General features: G+C 69.5%; 28 protein-coding genes and 1 tRNA gene. 7 read left to right on the top strand and 22 right to left on the bottom strand.

Annotation, left to right across the window (positions count from 1 at the left end; translation table 11 throughout):
* From P0R32_RS11820 to P0R32_RS11745, 16 genes are read right to left on the bottom strand one after another with little or no spacing between them, the layout of a single operon-like run.
* Positions 1-192, bottom strand: a complete 192-nt coding sequence (locus tag P0R32_RS11820) for a 30S ribosomal protein S14 (protein ID WP_276237209.1) — start codon at positions 190-192, stop codon at positions 1-3.
* Complete coding sequence (locus P0R32_RS11815) at positions 189-707, bottom strand: 50S ribosomal protein L5 (RefSeq protein ID WP_276237208.1); 519 nt, start codon at positions 705-707, stop codon at positions 189-191. The genes P0R32_RS11820 and P0R32_RS11815 overlap by 4 nt, the downstream gene beginning before the upstream one ends.
* Positions 704-1,402 (bottom strand): 30S ribosomal protein S4e, encoded by a 699-nt coding sequence (locus P0R32_RS11810; protein ID WP_276237207.1) that lies wholly within the window; start codon positions 1,400-1,402, stop codon positions 704-706. Before P0R32_RS11810 ends, P0R32_RS11815 begins: the two co-directional genes overlap by 4 nt.
* Position 1,403: 1 nt before the next feature.
* A complete protein-coding gene (rplX, locus tag P0R32_RS11805) occupies positions 1,404-1,766 on the bottom strand; it encodes a 50S ribosomal protein L24 (protein WP_276237206.1) in 363 nt (120 codons plus the stop codon).
* Positions 1,763-2,161: a 50S ribosomal protein L14 gene (locus P0R32_RS11800; RefSeq protein WP_276237205.1), complete on the bottom strand. Its 399-nt coding sequence runs from the start codon at positions 2,159-2,161 to the stop codon at positions 1,763-1,765. Before P0R32_RS11800 ends, rplX begins: the two co-directional genes overlap by 4 nt.
* On the bottom strand, positions 2,161-2,493 hold the full coding sequence (locus P0R32_RS11795; protein ID WP_276237204.1) for a 30S ribosomal protein S17: 333 nt from the start codon (positions 2,491-2,493) through the stop codon (positions 2,161-2,163). Before P0R32_RS11795 ends, P0R32_RS11800 begins: the two co-directional genes overlap by 1 nt.
* Positions 2,478-2,954 carry a ribonuclease P protein component 1 gene (locus tag P0R32_RS11790; protein WP_276237203.1) on the bottom strand — a complete coding sequence of 159 codons (477 nt, stop codon included), beginning with the start codon at positions 2,952-2,954 and terminating at the stop codon, positions 2,478-2,480. Before P0R32_RS11790 ends, P0R32_RS11795 begins: the two co-directional genes overlap by 16 nt.
* 6 nt (positions 2,955-2,960) lie before the next feature.
* Positions 2,961-3,179: a 50S ribosomal protein L29 gene (rpmC, locus tag P0R32_RS11785; RefSeq protein ID WP_276237202.1), complete on the bottom strand. Its 219-nt coding sequence runs from the start codon at positions 3,177-3,179 to the stop codon at positions 2,961-2,963.
* A 3-nt stretch (positions 3,180-3,182) separates the two neighbouring features.
* Positions 3,183-4,124, bottom strand: a complete 942-nt coding sequence (locus P0R32_RS11780; RefSeq protein WP_276237201.1) for a 30S ribosomal protein S3 — start codon at positions 4,122-4,124, stop codon at positions 3,183-3,185.
* Positions 4,124-4,585, bottom strand: coding sequence for a 50S ribosomal protein L22 (locus P0R32_RS11775; protein ID WP_276237200.1), 462 nt, complete (start codon positions 4,583-4,585; stop codon positions 4,124-4,126). Before P0R32_RS11775 ends, P0R32_RS11780 begins: the two co-directional genes overlap by 1 nt.
* A 3-nt stretch (positions 4,586-4,588) precedes the next feature.
* Positions 4,589-5,011, bottom strand: coding sequence for a 30S ribosomal protein S19 (locus P0R32_RS11770; protein ID WP_276237199.1), 423 nt, complete (start codon positions 5,009-5,011; stop codon positions 4,589-4,591).
* A gap of 3 nt (positions 5,012-5,014) precedes the next feature.
* The gene (locus tag P0R32_RS11765; RefSeq protein ID WP_276237198.1) at positions 5,015-5,743 is read right to left on the bottom strand and encodes a 50S ribosomal protein L2; all 729 of its coding nucleotides are present in this window, start codon (positions 5,741-5,743) and stop codon (positions 5,015-5,017) included.
* A gap of 2 nt (positions 5,744-5,745) precedes the next feature.
* Complete coding sequence (locus tag P0R32_RS11760) at positions 5,746-6,000, bottom strand: 50S ribosomal protein L23 (RefSeq protein ID WP_276237197.1); 255 nt, start codon at positions 5,998-6,000, stop codon at positions 5,746-5,748.
* Complete coding sequence (gene rpl4p, locus P0R32_RS11755) at positions 5,997-6,743, bottom strand: 50S ribosomal protein L4 (protein ID WP_276237196.1); 747 nt, start codon at positions 6,741-6,743, stop codon at positions 5,997-5,999. The genes P0R32_RS11760 and rpl4p overlap by 4 nt, the downstream gene beginning before the upstream one ends.
* A complete protein-coding gene (locus P0R32_RS11750; protein WP_276237195.1) occupies positions 6,743-7,759 on the bottom strand; it encodes a 50S ribosomal protein L3 in 1,017 nt (338 codons plus the stop codon). The genes rpl4p and P0R32_RS11750 overlap by 1 nt, the downstream gene beginning before the upstream one ends.
* 8 nt (positions 7,760-7,767) lie before the next feature.
* A complete protein-coding gene (locus P0R32_RS11745) occupies positions 7,768-8,601 on the bottom strand; it encodes an RNA methyltransferase (RefSeq protein WP_276237194.1) in 834 nt (277 codons plus the stop codon).
* 271 nt (positions 8,602-8,872) lie between these two features.
* Here P0R32_RS11745 and P0R32_RS11740 point away from each other — a divergent pair.
* A tRNA-Gly gene (locus P0R32_RS11740) sits at positions 8,873-8,943 on the top strand.
* A gap of 104 nt (positions 8,944-9,047) precedes the next feature.
* On the opposite strand, the gene P0R32_RS11735 is transcribed toward P0R32_RS11740, so the two are convergent.
* Entirely contained in the window at positions 9,048-9,386 is a 339-nt protein-coding gene (locus tag P0R32_RS11735; RefSeq protein WP_349770218.1) for a hypothetical protein, read from the bottom strand.
* A 77-nt stretch (positions 9,387-9,463) separates the two neighbouring features.
* Positions 9,464-9,733: an amphi-Trp domain-containing protein gene (locus tag P0R32_RS11730; protein WP_276237192.1), complete on the bottom strand. Its 270-nt coding sequence runs from the start codon at positions 9,731-9,733 to the stop codon at positions 9,464-9,466.
* 248 nt (positions 9,734-9,981) lie between these two features.
* On the opposite strand from P0R32_RS11730, the gene P0R32_RS11725 reads away from it, so the two are divergent.
* The gene (locus tag P0R32_RS11725; protein ID WP_349770217.1) at positions 9,982-10,371 is read left to right on the top strand and encodes a CBS domain-containing protein; all 390 of its coding nucleotides are present in this window, start codon (positions 9,982-9,984) and stop codon (positions 10,369-10,371) included.
* A gap of 22 nt (positions 10,372-10,393) precedes the next feature.
* Here the strand turns inward: P0R32_RS11725 and P0R32_RS11720 are convergent, their stop codons facing one another.
* Positions 10,394-10,687 carry a hypothetical protein gene (locus P0R32_RS11720; RefSeq protein WP_276237190.1) on the bottom strand — a complete coding sequence of 98 codons (294 nt, stop codon included), beginning with the start codon at positions 10,685-10,687 and terminating at the stop codon, positions 10,394-10,396.
* Positions 10,688-10,880: 193 nt separating this feature from the next.
* Here P0R32_RS11720 and P0R32_RS11715 point away from each other — a divergent pair, with 193 nt between their 5' ends.
* The 5 genes from P0R32_RS11715 to P0R32_RS11695 all read left to right on the top strand — a co-directional run bounded on the left by P0R32_RS11715 (position 10,881) and on the right by P0R32_RS11695 (position 18,752).
* Positions 10,881-13,472 (top strand): heavy metal translocating P-type ATPase, encoded by a 2,592-nt coding sequence (locus P0R32_RS11715; protein WP_276237189.1) that lies wholly within the window; start codon positions 10,881-10,883, stop codon positions 13,470-13,472.
* A gap of 43 nt (positions 13,473-13,515) precedes the next feature.
* Positions 13,516-14,328, top strand: coding sequence for an orotidine-5'-phosphate decarboxylase (pyrF, locus tag P0R32_RS11710; RefSeq protein WP_276237188.1), 813 nt, complete (start codon positions 13,516-13,518; stop codon positions 14,326-14,328).
* Between the two features lie 85 nt (positions 14,329-14,413).
* Entirely contained in the window at positions 14,414-16,129 is a 1,716-nt protein-coding gene (locus tag P0R32_RS11705) for a histidine kinase N-terminal 7TM domain-containing protein (RefSeq protein WP_276237187.1), read from the top strand.
* A 304-nt stretch (positions 16,130-16,433) separates the two neighbouring features.
* Complete coding sequence (locus P0R32_RS11700) at positions 16,434-16,988, top strand: J domain-containing protein (RefSeq protein ID WP_276237186.1); 555 nt, start codon at positions 16,434-16,436, stop codon at positions 16,986-16,988.
* Positions 16,989-17,129: 141 nt separating this feature from the next.
* Entirely contained in the window at positions 17,130-18,752 is a 1,623-nt protein-coding gene (locus P0R32_RS11695) for a GTPBP1 family GTP-binding protein (protein WP_276237185.1), read from the top strand.
* 30 nt (positions 18,753-18,782) lie between these two features.
* On the opposite strand, the gene P0R32_RS11690 is transcribed toward P0R32_RS11695, so the two are convergent.
* From P0R32_RS11690 to mch, 3 genes are read right to left on the bottom strand one after another with little or no spacing between them, the layout of a single operon-like run.
* Positions 18,783-19,478: an HAD family hydrolase gene (locus tag P0R32_RS11690; RefSeq protein WP_276237184.1), complete on the bottom strand. Its 696-nt coding sequence runs from the start codon at positions 19,476-19,478 to the stop codon at positions 18,783-18,785.
* On the bottom strand, positions 19,471-19,986 hold the full coding sequence (locus P0R32_RS11685) for a double winged helix-containing putative transcriptional regulator (RefSeq protein WP_276237183.1): 516 nt from the start codon (positions 19,984-19,986) through the stop codon (positions 19,471-19,473). Before P0R32_RS11685 ends, P0R32_RS11690 begins: the two co-directional genes overlap by 8 nt.
* Before the next feature lie 3 nt (positions 19,987-19,989).
* Complete coding sequence (gene mch / locus P0R32_RS11680; RefSeq protein WP_276237182.1) at positions 19,990-20,925, bottom strand: methenyltetrahydromethanopterin cyclohydrolase; 936 nt, start codon at positions 20,923-20,925, stop codon at positions 19,990-19,992.
* Positions 20,926-21,025 lie beyond the last annotated feature (100 nt).

Genomic DNA, 21,025 nt, shown 5'->3' with positions numbered 1-21,025 from the left:
TTATCGGTACTTCCGGAACCCCATGTCGCGGGCGACCTCGCGGAAGCACTGGCGGCAGAGGTTGATGTCGTACTTGCCAACCAGGCCCTGCTTGCGCTCACACCGCCGGCACGCGACCTCCTGGCCCGTGCGCTTTGCGGCGTGCTCGCCCGTCTCCTCGGATCCGGTCGTGTCTGTGTCTGCGTCGCTCATTCGTTGACCTCCACGTCGAACTCGCGCTCGAGGTACGCGACGGCGTCCTCGACGGTCATTCGGTGGGCGTTCGGGATCGATCGGGTCACCTTGTCCCGCTGGGAGACGCGGTAGCCCGGACGCGTGAGCGTCACGGTGACGTCGAGCCCGTAGATGCCGATCTGCGGGTCGTACTCCTGACTCGGGAACTCGGTGTGTTCGGCGACGCCGAAGCTGAAGTTGCCCGTGTCGTCGAACTGCGCCTTCTTGAGGTCGACCAGTTCCAGCGCCGTGTGCAGGAACTCGTCGGCGTCCTCGTCACGCAGCGTGACCTTCGCCCCGATGGGGTCGCCGGGTCGGATGCCGAACTCGCCGATGGCGCGCTTGGCCGTCGTGCGAACGGTCTCCTGACCGGTGATCTCCTCGAGGATGTCCTCGCCGTTTGCGAGCTCGCGCCCACCCTGACCGACGCCCATGTGGACGACGACCTTCTCGATGCGCGGTGCGCGCATCTCGTGGAACTCGGCCTCGCTCATTCGTCATCACCCGTGAAGTTCTCGTCGATGACGACGACGTAGTCGGCGATGGTCTCGAAGCCGCCCTCCTCCTGGCTCACGTCGACGGCGTTGTCGCCGGAGCCGGCGGTGACGGTGATCTCGTCGACCGTGCCGATCTCGCCTGCGTGCGAGCCAGCGACGGCGGTGACGAGCGCGCCCTCCTCGAAGGGGAAGTGCGCGACGACCTCTTTGGTGTCGTTGTCGACGACCAGCGAGTCGCTGCCGGCGTACGAGCCCTCGTCGGTGACGAGCGTCGTGCCGTCGTGCAGCGTGTACTGGAAGTCGCCGCCGGTGACCTGCGTCTTGCCGACGACCTTCCCGAGGCGCGAGGAGGCGGCCTCCTCGTCGATGGGGGTCAGCGAGAGCCGACCGCCTTCCCCGGGGAACACCCGGTAGTACTCCTCGCGCTCGGTGAACGCCAGGATGTCGAACATCCCGACGGGGCGGGCCTCGTCAGAGACCGCCTTGCCGTTCACGAGCACGGAGCCGTGGTCGAGCGCGTAGCGCGCTTCCTTGCGCGAGTCGACGTAGCCCAGCACGTCCCGAAGGACGATGAGCAGGGGCACACCCGACTCGCCGTGCGGGCCCGCGCCCGCCTTCACGGTGAACGTCTCTTCCTTCCGCTCGATCGGCCACGAGTTCGGGGCCGACAGTCGCTTCTGGTGGTTACTCATGTTATGCAGCCTCCTCGTCGGACTCCAGTCGCGCCTCCCGGACGTCGTCCTCGAGGTCGAGGTCGACGACGCGGACGTTCGAGGCGTCGAGCGGGCGCGGGGTCTCCTCCCCGTCGGCCTTCTCGACGACGACGTCCTCGACGTGGATCGTCGAGCGGCGGAGGTCGACGTCGATGACCTCGCCCTCCTCGCCCGCGAAGTCGCCGCGCATGACCTCGACGGTGTCGCCCGCGTTGACGCGGACGTTCCGCTGGCCGTACTCCTCGCGGAGGTCGGCCGACAGGGTCGCGCGGACGAACTTCTGCCGCTCGTGGAGCGGCGCGTTCCGGGTCCGAGTGCGCTGTTTGCGTGGTTGCTCAGTCATACGATCTGCGTCGCAGTGGATGCGATACTCCCGAAGCGTTCGGCGACCTCGCGCGCGATGGGACCCTTGATCTCGGTCCCACGCGGCTCCTCCATGTCGTCGATCACGACGGCGGCGTTGTCCGCGAACTTCACGCGGGTGCCGTCGGGACGACGGATGGGCTTGCGCTGGCGGACCACGACGGCCTCCAGCACCTGGCGCCGCATCTCGGGCGTGCCCTTGGTCACCGAGACGGTGACCTTGTCGGCGACGCCCGCCTTGGGGTGTCGGTTCTTCGTCCCCGAGTAGCCGGACACGGAGATGACCTTCAGCTCACGCGCGCCGGTGTTGTCGGCGCACGTGATCAGGGAGCCTTTCTCGAGGCCCTGCGTGACGTCGGCCTTCAGGGCCTCCATCAGGCATCACCCTCCGTGTCGAGCGTCTCGACGACGACGTGGCTCTTCGTTTTCGACAGCGGCCGCGTCTCTGCGATGCGCACGCGGTCGCCCTCCTCGACGTCGAGGCAGGGCGAGCAGTGCGCCGGGACGCGGCTGCGTCGCTTCATGTACCGGTCGTACTTCGGCACGAATACGTCGTATTCGCGCTCGACGACGACCGTCTTGTCCATCGCTGTGGAGGCGACCGTCCCTTCGAGCGTCTGTCCGCGCACGGAAAGCGATCCGTGGAACGGGCAGTTCTCGTCGGAGCAGGCCTCCTCCGGTTCTGTTACGTTCAGTCCGATTGCCATTGGTGATCACCCGCACGTTCCGTGCGGAAGGCGGGTCGTGAGAGCAGTCTGGCCCCATCCACCGTAACGGAGACCACGTCCTCGCAACCGTCCGACTGACCGGTTCTGACGCCGGTAGTATCGTACTGTCCGTGCTCCCCGGCCAGTGTGGGGAGCCCAGACGACGGAAGTTCGAACGCGGACCCGGGGGCCTTGCGGTCCCCCGCGGCTTCATCTATGGGCTGGGAGTGCCGGCGGCCCACGCCGGCTCCCGATTCCTGCGCGGAGAGGGCGAACCGGAACGTCGTCCCCTCCTTCGGCACGCGCTTGTCACCCCCCGAGGTGCGCACCGTCAGGGTGCGCATGCTCTCGGACACGACGACGCCCGCGAGCCCGACGTGGGCGTCGCTGGCGGCGGCGACCACCCGTACGGGGAGGCCGCGGAGTTCGTGTCGCGTGAGCGTCTCGGGGGTGCGTGCCATGTGTGGTTACTCGTCGCTGTCGTCGAGGTCGCCTTCCTCGCGCTGGACCGTCTTGATCCGCGCGATGGTGCGCTTGAGCTCGCCGACGCGGCCCGGGTTCTCCGGGGCACCGCCGGCTGCCTGGACGGCCTTCATGTTGAGCAGCTCGGTCTCGAGCTCCTCGAGTTCGGCCTCACGCTCGGCAGGCGTCATGTCGCGGACTTCCTGGACGTGGAGAATCGCCATGGATTACTCCTCCTCCTCGTCGTCCGCGTCGTCTTCGTCGTCCGCCTCCATCTCGGCGACCAGGTCCTCGGCCTCGGCCTCGACGTCCTCGTCGAGGTCGTCGAGTTCGGGCTCCTCGTCGTCGTCGGCGGTCGATTCCTCGTCCTCGTCGTCGTCCTCGTCTGCCTCGATGACCTCCTCGACGACCTCCTCGTCGATGACGTCCTCGGGCTCGCCCTCGGGGATCTCCGGCTCGTCGAACTCGGCGTCGACGTCGTCTGCCTCCGGAATCTCCTCGTCGTCCACGTCGGCGAGCAGGTCCTCCACGCCCTCGCTGGCGGGGGCGGCCTGCTCGACCTCGGGCGCGTCGGCGTCCTCGGCGATCTCGAAGTCGTCGGGCAGCTCCGCACCCGGCGGGATGATCTTGACGGTCACGCCGATGGTGCCGAGCTTCATGACGGCCACACCTTGGCCCTCGTCGACGACGTCCTCGGCGGGCTCGCCGTTGTGCTTGATGTAGCCGCGGTTGAACTTCTCCACGCGCGAGCGGGCACCGGTGACCTTCCCGGAGAGGACGATCTCGGCGCCGAGGGCGCCCGCGTCCATGATCCGGTCGATCGTCGTGTGGCCCGCACGGCGGAAGTACCAGCCGCGCTCGAGCGCGTTCGCGAGACGGTCCGCGACGATCTTCGCGTTGAGGTCGGGTTCGTCGACCTCCTGCACGTCGATCTGCGGGTCGTCCATGTCGAAGCGCTCCTCGAGCTCGGTGGTGACCTTGCGGATGTTCTTCCCGCCCTTGCCGATCACCATCCCGGGCTTCTCGGCCTTGAGCACGATCTGGGTGCCCATGGGCGTCTTCGCGACCTCCATCCCGCCGTAGCCGGCGCGACCGAGCTCGTCCTCGAAGAACTCGTTGATCTGGCTCCGCTGGAGCCCGTCCTCGATGAACTGGTGCTCGTCCGCCATTAGTTATCCTCCTCCTCGATGATCATTTCGACGTCCACTTGCGGAGTGTTCCAGGCGCTCGCGCGACCCATCGCTCGGGGCTTGCGGCCCTGCTGTTCGCCGACCTTGTGGGCGGCGACGTGTTTGATCGTCATGGACTGTCCCTCGAAGCCCTGCTCGTCGGCGTTGTTCGCGACGTTCTCCAGGAGCTTCAGGAAGTCCTTGGAGGCCTTCTCGGGGTAGCGGCCGGCGTCCCAGCCGTCGATGTCCGAGCGGTGACCGACGCCAGTGTTGTGCTTGCGGAACGGGACGGAGCGCTCTCCGTCGATGACCGCGTGCAGGTACTCGCGAGCGTCGGCGACCGTCTCGCCCTTGATTTCGCGGGCGATGGCCTTGCTGTGCTTGAAGCTGATCTGCCGCTCGCGGAGCATCCCCTTGGCGGTGGTCTCCGGGTCGGCGTCGACGCTGTAGTTGATTCCCATGGATTACTTGAGGGGCACGAACTTCGAGGACCGGGTCGCGCCGATACCGGCCTGACCGTGTTCCACGGAGTTCCGTGTGAGGTTGAACTCGCCGAGGTAGTGCCCGATCATCTCGGGTTCGACGACGACGCGCTCGAAGTGGCTGCCGTCGTACACCTCGAACGTGAGGCCGACGAACTCCGGCACCACCGGCATGTCGCGCAGGTGGGTGCGGAGCGGGTCGTTGGCCGTCTCCTCCTCGGTGGCCTCGCGGGCGTCTTCGAGCAGCTTCTGCTTCTCGACGCCGAGTCCTCGAGTGATACTTCGCCGCGCGCGGGCGGGGAGCAGTTCAGCGACCTCGTCGAGCTCCATCGACTGGAGCTCGTCGAGCGTGTGACCGCGGTAGGTGAACTCACCCTCGCGGCCGGTGCGGTATTCCGAACTCATGATCTACTTGTTCCCTCCGCGGCCCGTCCGCTTGGAGGCGATGTCGCCGACCTTCCGGCCCGGCGGTGCGTTCCGCGAGACGGACTTCGGCTGTCCGGGGTGCTGGCGGCCACCGCCACCGAACGGGTGGTCGACGGCGTTCATCGCGACGCCACGGACGCGCGGGTACTTCGTCCCGCGACTGCGCATCTTGTGGTACTTCTTCCCCGCCTTCACGAACGGCTTCTCCGTCCGTCCGCCGCCGGCGACGACGCCGACGGTGGCTCGGCAGTCCGGGTTGAGGCGCTTGACCTCGCCGGAGGGGAGTTGGACGACCGCGACGTCGCGGTCGTGGGTGAGCAGCGTCGCGCTGACGCCCGAGGCGCGGGCGAACTTGCCGCCGTCGCCGGGCTTGGACTCGACGTTACACACCGGAACCCCCTCGGGAATCTCCGAGATGGGGAGCGTGTTGCCGGGCTTGATCTCCGCGGAGACGCCGACCGACAGCGTCTCGCCGACGGTGACGCCCTCCGGCGCCAGCACGAGGCGACGATCGCCGTCCTCGAACTCCACGTCCGCCAGCGGGGCGGAGCGCGCGGGGTCGTGCTCGATGCCGACGACCTCGCCGTGGACGGTGTTGGCGTCGTCCTCTTCGATCTTCTTGTGCTGCTTGTCCGACTTGTAGCGGTGCGACGGCGCTCGGAACGTCGAGGTGCCGCGCCCGCGTCGTTGTCCCTGAATTCTGCGTCCCATTGTCAGAACACCCCAATACGGGAGGCGACTTCCTGCGCGTCGTCGTCCTCGCCGAGTTCGACGGTTGCCTTCTTCTTGCCCTGGGGAGTCACCTGGGTCCGGACCGACTCGACGCCGACGTCGAACTGCGCGGCGACCGCCTCTGCGATCTCCGGCTTGTTCGCGTCGATGTCGACGATGAACTGGAGCTTGTTGTTGAAGTCCATCTCGTCCATCGCCTTCTCGGTCACGAGCGGGTGGTGGATGACCGAACTCATCGCTCGGCCACCTCCTCCAGCGCACTCTCGGTGAAGACGGTCAGGCGGCCAGCGTGGGTGCCGGGCGCCAGGTCTTCGACGTTGACCTCACGGCCGGTCGTCACGTCGGCGCCCGCGAGGTTGCGGGCAGCCTTCGACGGCTCGCCGCTGGTGACGAACAGGACCGACTTCGGCTCCTGCGTCTTGCGGCCGCGGGTCGTCCCGCGCCCGGCGCGGATCGTGCGCCCCTCGTCGGCGCGCTCGATGTCGCCGTCGATGCCGACGGCCTCGAGGAAGGAGACGACCTCCTTCGTCTTCACGAGGTCCTCGAACTCGTCGGAGACGACGAGCGGCAGCTCCGTGTCCTCGTCGAACACGTGGCCGCGCTCGGAGACGAGCTCGGCGTCGGCGGTGGCCGCGATGGCCGACCGCGTCGCGAGCTTGCGCTCCTTGTCGTTCACCTTCTTGGTCTGGTCCTTCTCGGCCTTCGGCGGGTGGGCCTTGCGACCCTTGACGGTCTGCGGCACGCGGCGACCCTGCCCGTTCTGTCGGGGCACGTGGGCCATACCGCGGCCGGAGCCGAACGACTCCGCGGGAGTGCGGAGGCCGGCGAACTCGTCAGCGCCGTACGCCTGTTTCCGGTTGGCCTGCGCGGCGACGACGGCTCGCTGGATCAGGTCCGAGCGGAACTCCGTCTCGAAGACGTCGGGGAGGTCGACCTCGCCCGTGTCGTCACCGTTCAGGTCGCGTACTGTTGCCTTCATTATCCTTGGTTCGACTCAGTGGAGACGTAGCGCACCTCGGGGTCGAGGCGCGGCTGGTCGTTCGGCCGGATGGCCGGGCGGAAGCGCAGGAGGCGCTGGGACGGACCCGGGAGCGAGCCCTTCACGAGCGCGTAGTGGCCGTCCACCTCGCCGTAGCCCTTGAAGCCGCCCTCGACGGAGGCGTCGTCGCCCTCGCCGAAGTCGATGAGCCGCTTGTTGAGCTCCGTGCGCTGGTGGTAGCCGGTCTGCCCCTGCTGGGGGACGGTCGAGCGAACGCGCGACGGGTTCCACGGGCCGAGGTTACCGATCCGGCGCCGCCAGCCCTGTCGTGCGTGCTTGCCCTTCCGCTTCTGGACGCCCCAGCGCTTGACGGGGCCCTGGGTGCCCTTCCCCTTCGTGATGCCCGAGACGTCGGCGTACTCGCCGGCGCGGAAGACGTCGCCGAACTCGTGTTCGCCGCCGTCCTCGACCAGGTCGAGCGCGTAGTCGAGCCGCTCGTCCATCGACGAGCCGCCGACACGCGTCTCCATCACGTCGGGCTTCTTCTTGGGGACGTTCGCGAGCTTCGCCGGCTCGGTGTGCGTGATGAACCGGAGGTCGTCGACGACGCCGTCGTCGACCAGTTCGCGAAGCTCCGCAGCGTCCTCCTCGAAGGTGTTCTCCGCCGGCAGGTCGAGGGTGCGGTCGAGTTCGTCGTGGAACTCGGTGGCCCAGACCTCGGTGACCGGCTTCTGTCCGTACGGCGTGTCTTCGTAGGCTCGCAGTGCGACTGCTCGCATCGGCGGCACCTCCACGACGGTGACGGGGACCGACTCCTCCATCCCCTCGCGCGGGGAGTTGGATTCGTCGTTCACCATCACGACGTGGGTCATGCCCGCCTTGTAGCCCGCGAAGCCCTGGACGCCGGCGGCGCCGTCGTCCTCGGGCCACGAGCGGATGCGGGGGACTTCACTGCTCGCGCGCTTGCGCGGGCCGAAGCCCAGCGAACCCTTGCGTGGTCTGCTTGGTTGTGGCATGTGTTTGCTTACTCCGTGAGCGTGAGCAGCGAGAGCGCGGCGAAGATCGCTTCTTCGGTCCGCACCACCTCACTGCCTTGTCGCGGAATCGCGTTCAGCCAGAGGTCGAACCCCGAGCCGTCCGTGGCGTCGGGGTCGACCGGGACATCCTCGGTGTCCATGCCGAGGATGGCCGGGAGCCCCCTGCCGGGTGAGCCGAACGCGACGGCGACGTGTGTGTCGCGCGTGCGTGTACGCACGTCCGCCAGTCGGGACACCGACAGTTCGCGTCCGTGTCGCGACGTGGCGATCGCGGTTTCGGCCTCGGCGAGGGCGTCCTCCAAGGTCGCACCCACCACCCGGAACCCCGGTGCGGGGTCGTCGGTGAGGCGGGCACGAACCGGTTCTCTCGAAGAGACCCTGACGGTGACGCGCTCCCCCTCCACGTACTCCCGTCCGGGAGACGCGTGCAGGGAGATCGGGTGTTGCATTCCGCAATTGACCCGAACGCGGCCTTCAGGTCCGACCTCGGTCACGATTCCCTCTCGTAGTTCCGACCCGTCGGGGCCGGATCGAGCGGGCCGCATCGGCGGGAGCACGCCGACGTGTCGGAGTTCGTCGCGCTTCCCCCACACCTCGCGTCGGAGGTAGGAGGGAGTCGCGCAGTACTCCAGCACCGTCTGCACGTACTCGCTGCCTCTGCGGCGTTCGCCTTCCCCGTCTGGGAAGACGACCAACCGGTCCGCCCGGAAGATCGTCGCCGCGCGGGCGACGTAGCCGAGTTTCCGTGTGGCCTCGCGGCCGTCCTCGGCCTCCCGGACGAGCGACGACGGAACGAGCACGTCGAGCGTCGTTCCGTTCATTGTCGCTACACCGGACTGTATCGATACGATCCTCGGTCGCCCCGTAAAAGGGTATTGAATCGTCCGTGGCGGCGTGACGGCTTCACACACCCGTCCACGGGCGTTTCGGGTGTGGGCAGTTCACATACCACGTCGCACCGTTCGGCTGTGGGCGACTGTCACGATACGGACTCCCAAAGCGCCGCCGGAGGAACGGATTTATATATCACCCTGCCGTTAGTGGAGAATGCGCACCGGGAGAAAGCCGGAGACGGCGCTCGGATGCAGGTACGCACTGGTAGTGTAGTGGTATCACGTGACCTTGCCATGGTCACAACCTGGGTTCAAATCCCAGCCAGTGCATCTTCTTCCGTCGACTCACCTTCGCCGAGTCGCAGGCTTCGGGTTCCACACGCCCGGTCGTGACCGCTGGCCGGCCGCAAGTGCGGCGACGCTTGGCAGTTCGGCTACGCCCCCGGGACGCCGACCGCCTGGGCCGAGACGATCCCCACCTGTGCGAGTCCGAACAGCACCCCGACGGCGACGAGCCACGCCGTCACACCGATCCCCGCCGCCGTTCCCCACCCGCCCGGGTACTGCCAGTTGATGACCCCCACCCACGCGAGCAGCATCAGCAGCGGCCCGAGCACCGGCACCCAGCCGAGGAGGTAGCCGACGAGCGCGTACGCCGCGGCACCGATCAGCGCCGTCGCTAGCGCGCGGCGGTTCCCCGTATCTCGGTCGACGAGCACCTGCGCGCCGAGTCGGATCGCCACCGTGCCGACGAGGAGACTGACGAGGAACACGAGCGCGGCGTTGACGACGAACGAGGGGGTGAGTTCTGTCTGGAGGGGGGCCGCCCCCGCGAGCGAAGCGACGAGCGTCACCCGTCGCCCTCGGTGCGGCCGCGCTTCGTCGGGTTCCACTCCAGCGCCAGTTCCAGCGACTCCACGTCGCGCCGGAGCCTGCGCGAGCGCTCGACGACCGTCACCTCGGTGTTCAGCCGGTCCGGCGGTGACAGCCGCACCGCCTTGTTCCCGACCGGCACGCGCACCGTCGCCACGTCGGACTCCAACTCCTCGGCGATGCGTCGCAGGTACGAGGCCGTCTCGTCGCGACTCAGTTCCCGTTCGTGGGAGGTCGTCTCGGCCATAACAGGCGTCACGTCGCCGAGCTGACGTATGTATGTGGCGCCCGACGCGACTGTTTTTGGGTGGTTTGGGGTCGCTTCCTTCGGAATTCGTCTGTTATTAATCTCGTTCAGGTGCGCGGTTGCGCCGATCGAGGCCATCGTGGCTACCGAACGGCGGTCCGGTGGCGGCCGTGCGACGGCGGGTGGAGTGCGGGCGACACCAACGCTTATTCGGCCGCCCGCGCATCCCCGGAGTACCCATGCACGATATCGACGACGTATTCGTCGCGCAGGTGATGTCCGAAGACCTCTACACCGTGACCCCCGACACCCTCGTCGAGGACGCCGCGAAGGGGATGATGCAACGCGGAATCGGGTCGGTGATCGTCGTCGAGAACGGGGAGTTGCGGGGGATCCTCACCAACACCGACTTCGTACAGATCGTCGCGGAGCGACAGCCGAAAGACCAGACGCCGGTCTCCGAGTACATGAGCACGGACCTCGTGACCGCGGACCCCGGCGACTCCCTGTCGTCGGTGTCGCGGACGATGCTCGACGAGGGGTTCCACCACATGCCCGTCACGGACGGCGAGGACGGCGTCGTGGGCGTCGTCTCGACGACCGACCTCACGGCGTACCTGTCGTCGCTGCGCGCCTGAGTCGGCGTTCGCCCACGGCGACTCAGTCGACGCCGCCGTCCACGTCTTCTCCGGCGTCGCCGCCGTACCCGACGGCGTTGTCCGTCTCTACGACTGCCAGCCCCGAGAGCGCACACAACTGTGCGACCGCCGTCTCGTCGACGACGATCCGGTAGGAGTCGAAGCGCAGTTCCGCCTCCACCGCACCGCCGAGGTCCGCGACCGCATCGGCGAACGCGGCGTCGTCGGCGCCGTCGGCGAGTTCGACCACGAGCGTCGCCCGCTCACCGGGAACCGGGTCGTCGCACATCTGCCGGACTGGGTGACTCAGGTACACGCTCGAACCAGTCGGCGGCGGCGGGTAGTCGCTTCTCATTTCCAGCGGCGCGGGTGGACGCGAACTCGTCTGCGCTGCACGGAGCGGGCCGAGATAATAACTCAGCGTGCGTTCGTTACTAGGAACAACCATCTTACCCCGGATCGTTGGTAGGTGGGTTAATACACCCCCGTCGACTAGCGTCGACACGAACATGACGCACGATGACTCCGCCGGGGCCGGCGGGTGCAACGACAGCGGGTGTGCTCCCGACGAGGACGCCGTGCCCGCGACGGCGGCGGACATCTCTCTCTCGGTGCCGGGGATGGACTGCGCCTCCTGCGCCGCGAAAGTCGAGCGGAGCGTCTCCGGCGTCGGGGGCGTCACCGGTGTCGACCCCCGCCCGACCACGGGGACGTTGTCGGTCGCGACCGACGGCTCGACCGACCGCGACGACGTGGTCGCCGCCATCGAGTCCGCGGGATACGACGTGGACGACGACCTCGAATCGGTGACGCTCACGGTGCCCGACATGGACTGCGCCTCCTGTGCGGGGAAGGTGACCGGCGCGCTGGAGCGCGTCGACGGCGTCCGCGACATCGACACCCGCCCGACGACGGGCGACGTGGTGCTCCGCTTCGACCCCGACGCGACGACGCTCGCGGCGCTCGTCTCGGCGGTCGAGTCCGCCGGCTACGAGGTCGTCTCCACCTCGCTCGACGAGGACGGGGACGGCGGCGGCGACGAGCGATCGATCTGGCGCAGTCGCCGCGCGTACGCGACGTACACGGCGGGCCTGCTGACGCTGATCGGTCTCGTCCTCGCGAACCCCCTCACCGCGGCCACCGGACCGACCGTGGACATCCTGGGCCGCGCGGTTCGCGTCGGCGACCTCGCGTACCTCGGCGCCGTCGCCGTCGGCGGCCTCGCGGTGTTCCGCAACGGCTACTACTCGCTCCGCCAACGCAGCCTCGACATCGACCTGCTGATGAGCGTCGCCATCCTCGGCGCCGTCGCCGCCGGCGTCGGCTTCGACGAGCCGCTGTACTTCGAGGCCGCGACGTTGACGACGCTGTTCTCTGTCTCCGAACTGCTGGAGGGGGCGGCGATGGACCGCGCGCGCAACTCCTTGCGCGAATTGATGGAACTGTCGCCGACGGAGGCGACCGTCCTGCGGGATGGCGCAGAGGAGACGGTCCCTGCCGACGCCGTCGACGTGGGCGAGACTGTCGTCGTTCGGCCCGGCGACCGCGTCCCCCGAGACGGCACGGTCACGGACGGCGCGAGCGCGGTGAACCAGGCGCCCGTCACCGGCGAGTCCGTCCCAGTCGACAAGGCGCCCGGCGACGAGGTGTTCGCGGGCACCATCGTCGAGGGCGGCTACCTCGAAGTCGAGGTGACGACGCCCGCCGGCGAGGACACCCTGTCGCGCGTCGTCGACATGGTGGAGGCCGCACAGAGCGAGCGCTCCGAGCGCGAGCAGTTCGTCGAGCGGTTCGCCAGCTACTACACGCCGGTCGTCGTCGGCTTCGCGCTGATCGTCGCGGTCGGCCCGCCGCTGGCGCTCGGCGCGGCGTGGGAGGAGTTCGTCCTCTACGGGCTCACCCTGCTCGTCCTCGCGTGCCCGTGCGCGTTCGTCATCTCGACGCCGGTCACGGTCGTCTCGGGTATCACCGCCGCCGCGCGCAACGGCGTGCTGATCAAAGGCGGGACGTACCTGGAGGCGATGGGCGACGTGGACGCCGTCGCCTTCGACAAGACCGGCACGCTCACCAAGGGGGAACTGACCGTCACCGACGTGGTCCCCCTCGGCGACAACACCGAGGAAGACGTCCTCCGGTGTGCCCGGGGGCTGGAACTGCGCTCGGAGCACCCCATCGGCGACGCCATCGTCGCCCACGCCGACTCGGCCGGCGTCGCCGACCGCTCGGTCGAGGACTTCGAGGCCGTCACCGGGAAAGGCGTCACCGCGACGCTCGACGGCACGCCCCACTACGCGGGCAAGCCGGGGCTGTTCGACGACCTCGGCTTCGACCTCTCGCACGTCCACGCCGCGACCGACGGCGGCGTCGTCACGCGGACCTCCCGCGCCATCTGCGAGCGGAACAACTGCCTCGACCTCCTCTCGGACACGGTGCCGGAACTCCAGTCCGAGGGGAAGACGGTGGTTCTCGTCGGCACGGAGGACGACCTCGAGGGCGTCATCGCCGTCGCCGACGAGGTGCGCCCCGAGGCCGCCCGCACCGTCGAGCGCCTGCGCGAGGCGGGCGTGCGCACGGTGATGCTCACCGGCGACAACGAGCGCACCGCCCGCGCAGTCGGCGAGACGGTCGGCGTCGACGAGGTACGCGCGGAACTGCTCCCCGACGAGAAGGTGACCGCCGTCGAGGAACTGCTCGCCGAGCACGACGGCGTCGCCATGGTCGGCGACGGCGTCAACGACGCACCCGCGCTGGCGACGGCGACCGTCGGCATCGCGATGGGCGCGGCGGGCACCGACACGGCGCTGGAGACGGCGGACGTGGCGCTGCTGGCTGACGACCTCTCGACGCTCCCGTACCTCCGGACGCTCGCCGAGCGCGCCAACGGTGTCATCCGGCAGAACGTCTGGACGAGCCTCGCAGCGAAGGCGGTACTGGCGGCGGCGGTGCCGTTCGGCCTCGTCCCCATCTGGTTCGCGGTGCTGGCGGGCGACGCCGGGATGACGGTGGGGGTGACGGCGAACGCGAGTCGACTGGCGCGCGTGTCGCCCGCCGACCCCGAGGCGACCGAGGCGGACGCTCCCGCCGCCACGACCGACGCCTGACGGAACCGGGAACCATTATCCGGGACGCCGCGAACCGCGGTGTATGCCCGAGTTCAACGCCTTCTTCGAGCGACTCCGCGACCGCATCGACGCGACCGACTCCCTCGTCTCCGTGGGGTTGGACGCCGACATCGACCGCATCCCCGAGCACCTGCTCGACAAGGACCTGCCGCGGTGGGCGTTCAACCGGCGGATCATCGACGCCACCCACGAGTACGCCGCCTGCTACAAGCCGAACGCCGCGTTCTACGAGGACGCCGACGGCTGGCGGAGCCTCCGCGAGACGGTCGCGTACGCCCACGGGAAGGGCGTGCCAGTGCTCCTCGACGCCAAGCGCGGCGACATCGGCAACACCGCGCGCAAGTACGCCGAACTGCTGGAGCACGTCGACGCAATCACCGCGAACCCGTACATGGGGCGCGATTCGCTGGAGCCGTTCCTCTCGAAGGCGGACAAGGGCGTGTTCGTGCTGTGTCGCACCTCGAACCCGGGCGGGTCGGACCTGCAGGATCTGGAACTCGCCTCGGGCGAACCGCTGTACCGCCGCGTCGCCGCCGTCGCGGACCTGTGGAACGAACGGGGCAACGTCGGCCTCGTGGTCGGCGCGACCGTCCCCGAGGAGCTGGAGGAACTCCGCGCGGAGGTCCCCGACCTCCCGTTCCTCGTCCCGGGCGTCGGCGCCCAGGGCGGTGACGCCGAGGCGGCGGTCGAGTACGGCCTCGCCGACGGCGTCGGCCTCGTCAACTCCTCGCGTGGGATCATCTTTGCGGGCGAAGACGCCGGCGAGAACTTCGCGAAGGCGTCCGGCCAGGCGGCCAAGCGCCTCCGCGACCGGCTGAACCGCCACCGCGAGTAGCGTCGTCGCCTCGCCGCCCGCTGGCGTTCTCCGGGCAGATACGAGAGGGTGGCCGTATTTACGTCTCGAACGACGAGTGGGGACAATGCTGACTGGGGGCGCGGTCGTCGTATTCCTCGCGCTCCTCGCGGGCGGCACCGCGATAGCCGTCGGGACGTACGCGTGGCAGAACCGCGGCGAACCGGGTGCGGCCTCCTTCGCCGCGCTGATGGCGGGGGTCGCGGTGTGGTCGGTGTCGTACGCGGTCGCGTTGTCGGTGTTCGACCCCGGCGCTCGCGAGTTGCTGGAGGTGCCGCTGGAGGTCGGCAAGGCAATCGTCGCGCCGGCGTGGCTGTTGTTCGCGCTCGGGTACACCGGGCGGGGAGAGTACGTCAGTCGCCGCCTGATCGTCGCGCTGGCAGTGGTGCCGGCGGTGACGATGGCCCTGGTGGCGACGGCGCCCGCACACGGGCTGATGTGGACCGACTACCGGGTCGCTCCGACGTTCGGCGCGGCGACGGTGGTGTTCGACCCGGGAGTCTGGTTCTACGTCCACGCGGCATTCGGCTGGGCGGTCATCGGGGCGGGGATGGTGTTCCTGCTGGAGCCGGTGTTGTCGTACGGTGCGCTGTACCGCGACCAGGGCATCGCGCTCATCGTCGGGGCCGCCGTCAGTTTCGTGGCGCACGTGAAGGCGACGTTCTTCCTCCCCCCGGTGCCCGCGCTCGACCTCACGCCCCTGACGCTCGCGATAACCGGCGTCCTGTTCGGTTTCGCGCTGTTCAGGTTCGAACTTCAGGGACTCCTCCCGGCGACGCAGGTGCTCGGGCGGCGGGCCGCCATCGAGGACGTGGGCGTCGGCCTCGTCGTCGTCAACGCCGAGGGCCTCGTCATCGAGTTCAACGCCGCCGCAGGTCCCGTCTTGGGGGTTACCGAGGCAGATTCGGCGGTCGCGGGGACGCACGTCGGCGAGTTCGTCCCAGACGTCGACCTGTCGACCGACGCCCCACAGCGGATCGAACAGACGGACGACAGCGGCTACCGCGTGTACGAGGCGACCGTCTCGGACATCGGCGACCACCACGACCGCGCCGTCGGCTACACGGTCACCTTCGCGGACGTGACTGACCGCGAGGCGCGCAGACAGCGACTCGAAGTCCTGAACCGCGTGCTCAGACACAATCTCCGCAACGACATGACGGTCGTCGTCGGCAACGCCGACCTGCTGGCCGAGCGCGTCGACGAGGACGACGAACCGCTCGCCGACGCCATCCGGCGGCGCGGCCGCGCGCTCCAGCGCCTCGGGGAGAAGGCCCGCGACGTCGAGACGGTGCTCGACGACGCCGACGGGGCGCGAGAGGTGCCCGTGACGGACCTCTGTCGAAACGTGGTCCGGCGCACGCGCGAAGCGTACCCCGAGCGAACGGTGGCAATCGACGCGCCGGACGACCTCGTCGTGACCGTCAGGGAGCAGGTGCTCCGGGTCGTGCTGTGGAACCTCGTGGAGAACGCCCTCGAACACGGCGACGGCGCCGCCGTCCGACTGACGATCCGACGCGAGGACGACGGCGGCGTCCGATTCGTCGTCGCCGACGACGGCCCGGGCATCCCCGACGCGGAACTGGAGAGCATCCGGGCGGGCACGGAGACCGCACTCTCACACGGGAGCGGCCTCGGCCTGTGGGTCGTGCGGTGGGGGACCCGCCTGATCGGCGCAGAACTGTCGTTCGCCGACCGCGACCCGACGGGCACCACCGTGACCGTGACGCTCCCGCCGAGCGCGGTCGTCGACGGCGGAGCGACAGCCGGAGCGACCGACTGACCGCCTCCACCCGTCGTCGGTACCCGTCACTCCGCGTCGACAGCGCAGTCGCTACACAGCCCTCGCTCGCGGTCGAAGTGGTCAGCACACGCCAGCGCGCCACACCGGTCGCACGACGCGACCGCGGCGGCGCGTTCACACAGGTGGCAGAGTCCGGAGACGCTCACACGGAATCACTGTGTCACGGATACGCACGCCACCGTCTTCGTTCCACCGACCGACCCGACGCGCTCGGCCGTCTCCTCCGTCCGGCGAACCGCCCGGGCGGCGAGGGGTTTACGGTCGCGCACCGCCGATCCAGCGTGTGGACCGCGACGTACTGCTGCTGGGGATCGCCGCCGTGCTCGCCGGCCTGACAGCGACGCTCGTGATGCTCGGCATCACGCAGTCGCTGTTCGTGCTCGTGGCGGCCATCCCGACCGGCGCCGCCGCCTACTTCATGTGGTACCAGGCGTCCGGCAGGATGAAGGAGGACCTCCGTGCGCGTGCCGCCCGCGAGCGGGCCAGCGCGGGCGAGCGCCGGACGCCCGGCGGCGACTCCCGGTTCGCCCGCGAGGCACGGGAGCGCGCCCGCGCTCGGATGGGCGACGGAGGTCGCGTCGGCGCCGACGGGGGCCGGAGAGCCACCAGCGGTCGAACGCGCGGACGGGGGACGACCGGCGGTGCGACGGTGGGGACGGACGCCGGGATGCCGCGCGGCGACGCCCGGCGGACGCTCGGGGTCGACCCCGGGGCGTCCCAGTCGGAGGTGAAGTCCGCATACCGCGACCGAGTGAAGGAGACGCACCCAGACTCCGGTGGCGACGAGGACGAGTTCAAGCGCGTCAACCGTGCCTACGAGACGCTCAAGGAGCGCTGACGCCCGGATCCGTCGGCGTGGCGGTCGACGTGTGGACGATGTCGCGACCGAACGTCGGAGCCATCGATCTCGAGCGGTAGTGTGGTATTGATAGGCATACTCGTGAAAACCGTTATACTCACCGACCACTACCCGACGGGCATGGGCGCTGACCGGGCCGTGCTCACACGGACCATCGAGCGCGGCGAGGAGGAAGGCGGCAACATCGAGTTCAAGACCCGCCTCACCCGGGCGGTCCACCTCGCGGAGGGCCGCATGGAGTCGCTGGCGGCACAGCTACGCCACCGCGTGCTCTCGGGCGACGGGGAGGCACTGTACGTCGTCGGCGTCACAGACGACGGCGGCATCGCGGGCATCTCGCCGGCGGCGTTCTCCGAGTCGATGGACGTGCTCTCGCTGCTGGCCGAGGAGGCAGACGCCCACATCCACGAGGTCGAGACGTGGGCCGCCGGCACCGGCGAGGCCGAGGGCGGCCTCGTCGGCCTGGCGACGGTACGCGAGGGCGCGGCGTTCGCCGGCGAGGACGACCACATCGTCGTCGGCACCGCGGGGCACGTCGACCACGGGAAGTCGACGCTCGTCGGCACGCTCGTCACCGGACAGGCCGACGACGGTGACGGCGGCACCCGCTCGTACCTCGACGTCCAGCCACACGAGGTGGAGCGCGGCCTGTCGGCGGACCTCAGCTACGGCGTGTACGGCTTCGACGACGACGGCCCCGTCCGCACGGACAACCCGGACCGGAAGTCCGACCGGGCGCGCATCGTCGAAGAGGCCGACCGCCTCGTCTCGTTCGTCGACACCGTCGGGCACGAGCCGTGGCTCCGCACGACGATCCGCGGGCTCGTCGGGCAGAAACTCGACTACGGCCTGATCGTCGTCGCCGCCGACGACGGGCCGACGAAGACCACCCGCGAGCACCTGGGCATCCTGCTGGCGATGGAACTCCCGACCGTCGTCGCCATCACGAAAGTCGACGCCGCCACGGACGACCGCGTCGAGGAAGTCGAACGCGAGGTGGAGTCGATGTTGCGCGACGTAGGGAAGACCCCACTGCGGGTCGAGCGCCACGGCGTCGCCACCGCGGTCGAGGAGATCGGCGACGGTGTCGTCCCGGTCCTCCTCACCTCTGCGGTGACCCGTCAGGGACTCCCGGAACTCGACCAGATGCTGGAGACCCTGCCGAAGCGCGCCGACGACGCCGACGCGGACTTCAGGATGTACATCGACCGCACGTACGACGTGAAGGGCGTCGGCGCGGTCGCCTCCGGCACCATTCGCTCGGGCGAGGTGGAGGCGGGCGACGAACTGCTGGTCGGACCGATGCCCGACGGACAGTTCCGCGAGGTGGAGGTGCGCTCCATCGAGATGCACTACCACCGCGTCGACAAGGCGCGAGCGGGTCGAATCGTCGGCATCGCGCTCAAAGGCGTGAAGGAAACCGAGATCAGCCGCGGGATGGCGCTGGTCCCCCGCGACGCCGACCCCAGACCGGTCCGCTCGTTCGACGCCGAGGTGATGGTGCTGAACCACCCGACGCGGATCCAGGAGGGGTACGAACCGGTCGTCCACCTGGAGACGGTCAGCGAGGCCGCCGTGTTCTACCCCCAGGGAGGCCGCCTGCTCCCGGGCGACACCGGCGAGACGGAGGTCCGCTTCAAGTTCCAACCGTACCTCGTCGAGGAGGGACAGCGCTTCGTCTTCCGCGAGGGGCGCAGCAAAGGCGTCGGCACCGTGACGGGCGTGCGGTACGCCGACGAGTAGGGTAGTCCAGCGGACCGTCCCTCGACCACACTAGTTCGTGTTGTGTAACGCCGCCAGCGACGACACTCGAACGGCGCCGTCGGGACACGGCTCGCGGTCGCCGACGAGCACCGCACCCACCCCCGCGTCGAGGGCGCCTCGCGCGTCCGACTCGGGCGAATCACCGACGTGGACCGCCGCCGCGGCGTCGACGCCGAGCGCCGACAGTCCGGCCTCGAACGCGGCGGCGGCGGGCTTCGCGGGCGTGTCGTGCCCGGCGTACACCACGTCGACGGCGCGCTCGTCAACACCGACCGCGCCCGCCTTCGCGGCCTGCGCGTCCGGTGGCCCGTTCGTCACCACCGCGTACGGGACGCCGGACTCGTCGAGCGCGTTGAGGAAGGCGGGGGCGCCGGGACACCACTCGACGTTCGCGTGGTCGCGCTCGGCGGCGAACGCGTCGGCGACGGCACGTCCGACTTCGCCGTCTGCTCCGCGCTCCTCGGCCAACGCCGCGAAACACGCCGCGCGAAGTTCGTCCATCGAGCCGGTCCGGTCGTTGAACTCGGCGAAGCGGTCGAAGTACGCCTCGACCGGGAACAGCGGCTCGACGCCGACCGACTCGAAGGCGGCCGCGAGCAGTTCTCCCGGTGACCGACGGTACGAGACGAGCGTGTCGTCGAGGTCGAGCGTCACCCCGGCGGCGTCGGCGAGCGGACCCGTAAGCTGATGAGCGGAGTCAGGCATCGGCGCGCAGATCACTGAGATCGTCGGTCGCGACGTACCCCCCGTCCCGTTCTTCGGCGAGGTCGAGCAGGACGAACCAGCCGAGCAGGTGTCCGACGCGCTCGCGCCACACACCCTCCCAGTCGCTCGTCCGGTAGCGCTCCCAGTCGGGGACGCGGTCCGCGAAGCCGTCGAACGCCTCGTCGACGGTGAGGGGATCAGCGCTCGCGACCAGGGCGTCGGCAACGTCGGTGGCGCCGTACACGCCCGAGATCAGGTTCTCGCGGAGGGACGCGGGCGTCGGCTCCGTCCGCAGTCGCTTGAACCCCTCAGGCGTCTCCGTAGCAAGGTCGAGCGCTCGGAGGAACGTGAGCCACGTCCGGGCCACGTCGCGCGAGCGGAACCCCAGCCGTCGCATCAGGCGGGCGCAGCAGTCGTCCTCGCTACCGGGGACGAGCGGGACGGCGGCCTGTGCGTCGGCGACGAACCCGACGTGGTCGGGCGGTGCCGGGACGAGCTTGAACTTCATCGCTCACTGGTAGTCGAACGACTCGGCGAGCAGGTCCTCCCGCGTGTCGCCGAGGGCGTACGTGGGGCCGTCAAGCACGTCGACGGTGACGGCGGCGGGTGCGAACACCGACTCGTCCAACTCGTAGAAGTCGTACTCCGCGTCGGCGAACACATCGGCGAACGGGCGCCCGTACTCGTCGGCGGCACTGGAGGGGACCTCGTCGAAGCGGTCGAAGTCCTCCGCGACGGTGAGGTGGACCTCGCCGCCGTACGCCAGCGCGTCGTTCGTGCGCCCCATCGCCTCGGTCTCGTCGTAGCTGACCGGCGCGACCGGCGCCGACCCCGCGACCGACTGGAGGTTCTCGGGGTCGTATCCCAACTCGAACAGCCGGAAGACGGCGAGTTCGGCGGCGCGCGCGGCGGCGGTGACGCTCCCCGCCGTGGAGCCGAGCGCGGTTGTCGGGAGGAACACCGCCGGCTCGTTCACGTTCGCCTTCTCGGCGACGTGTTCGACCACGTCGTCACCCGGGAGCGTGGCGCTCTCGACGCACAGCACGGTGAGGTCGAACTCGTCGTAGTAGCCGAGCGCCTGGAACTCCCGCTCTTCGCCGACGAGCGCGCGGGCCGGCCCGGAGCCCAGTCCCGCGAAGCCGGGCATGTCGAGTTCCCACCCGGCCTTCTGCGAGCCGAGGAGCGCGACGCCGGGGTGGTCGGTCGTCAACTCGACGTACGGCGTCGGCGACCCGTCGACGCGACCCATCCCGGTCTGGAGGGTGGCGAGTCCCGCGGTCTGGATCTCAGCGAGGAGCAGGCCCGCCTCCAGGCCGCCGTCGGCGTCGACGCCGAAGTCGACGACCGTCGCGCCGGAGTCGAGTTCGTAGCCTGCGATGTTGAGTTCGTCCGCGAAGTCGAGCGCCTCGTCCACCAACTCCACCGCCATGCGATTGAGGCTGTCCATGGGCGGGCTTGGACGGCCTGTGGGTTAAACTCGGTCTTGTCGAGCCGGTCGCGTCGCTCGGCATCGGTACAGTCTGGGGCTCGGATTCGGTGGGCGGCAC

The organism is Halobaculum marinum (assembly GCF_029338555.1).
In the GTDB taxonomy this organism is placed as follows: Archaea; Halobacteriota; Halobacteria; order Halobacteriales; family Haloferacaceae; genus Halobaculum; species Halobaculum marinum.
Note: the sequence above shows the minus strand (reverse complement) of the source record. Positions and strands in the feature narration are given on the sequence as shown.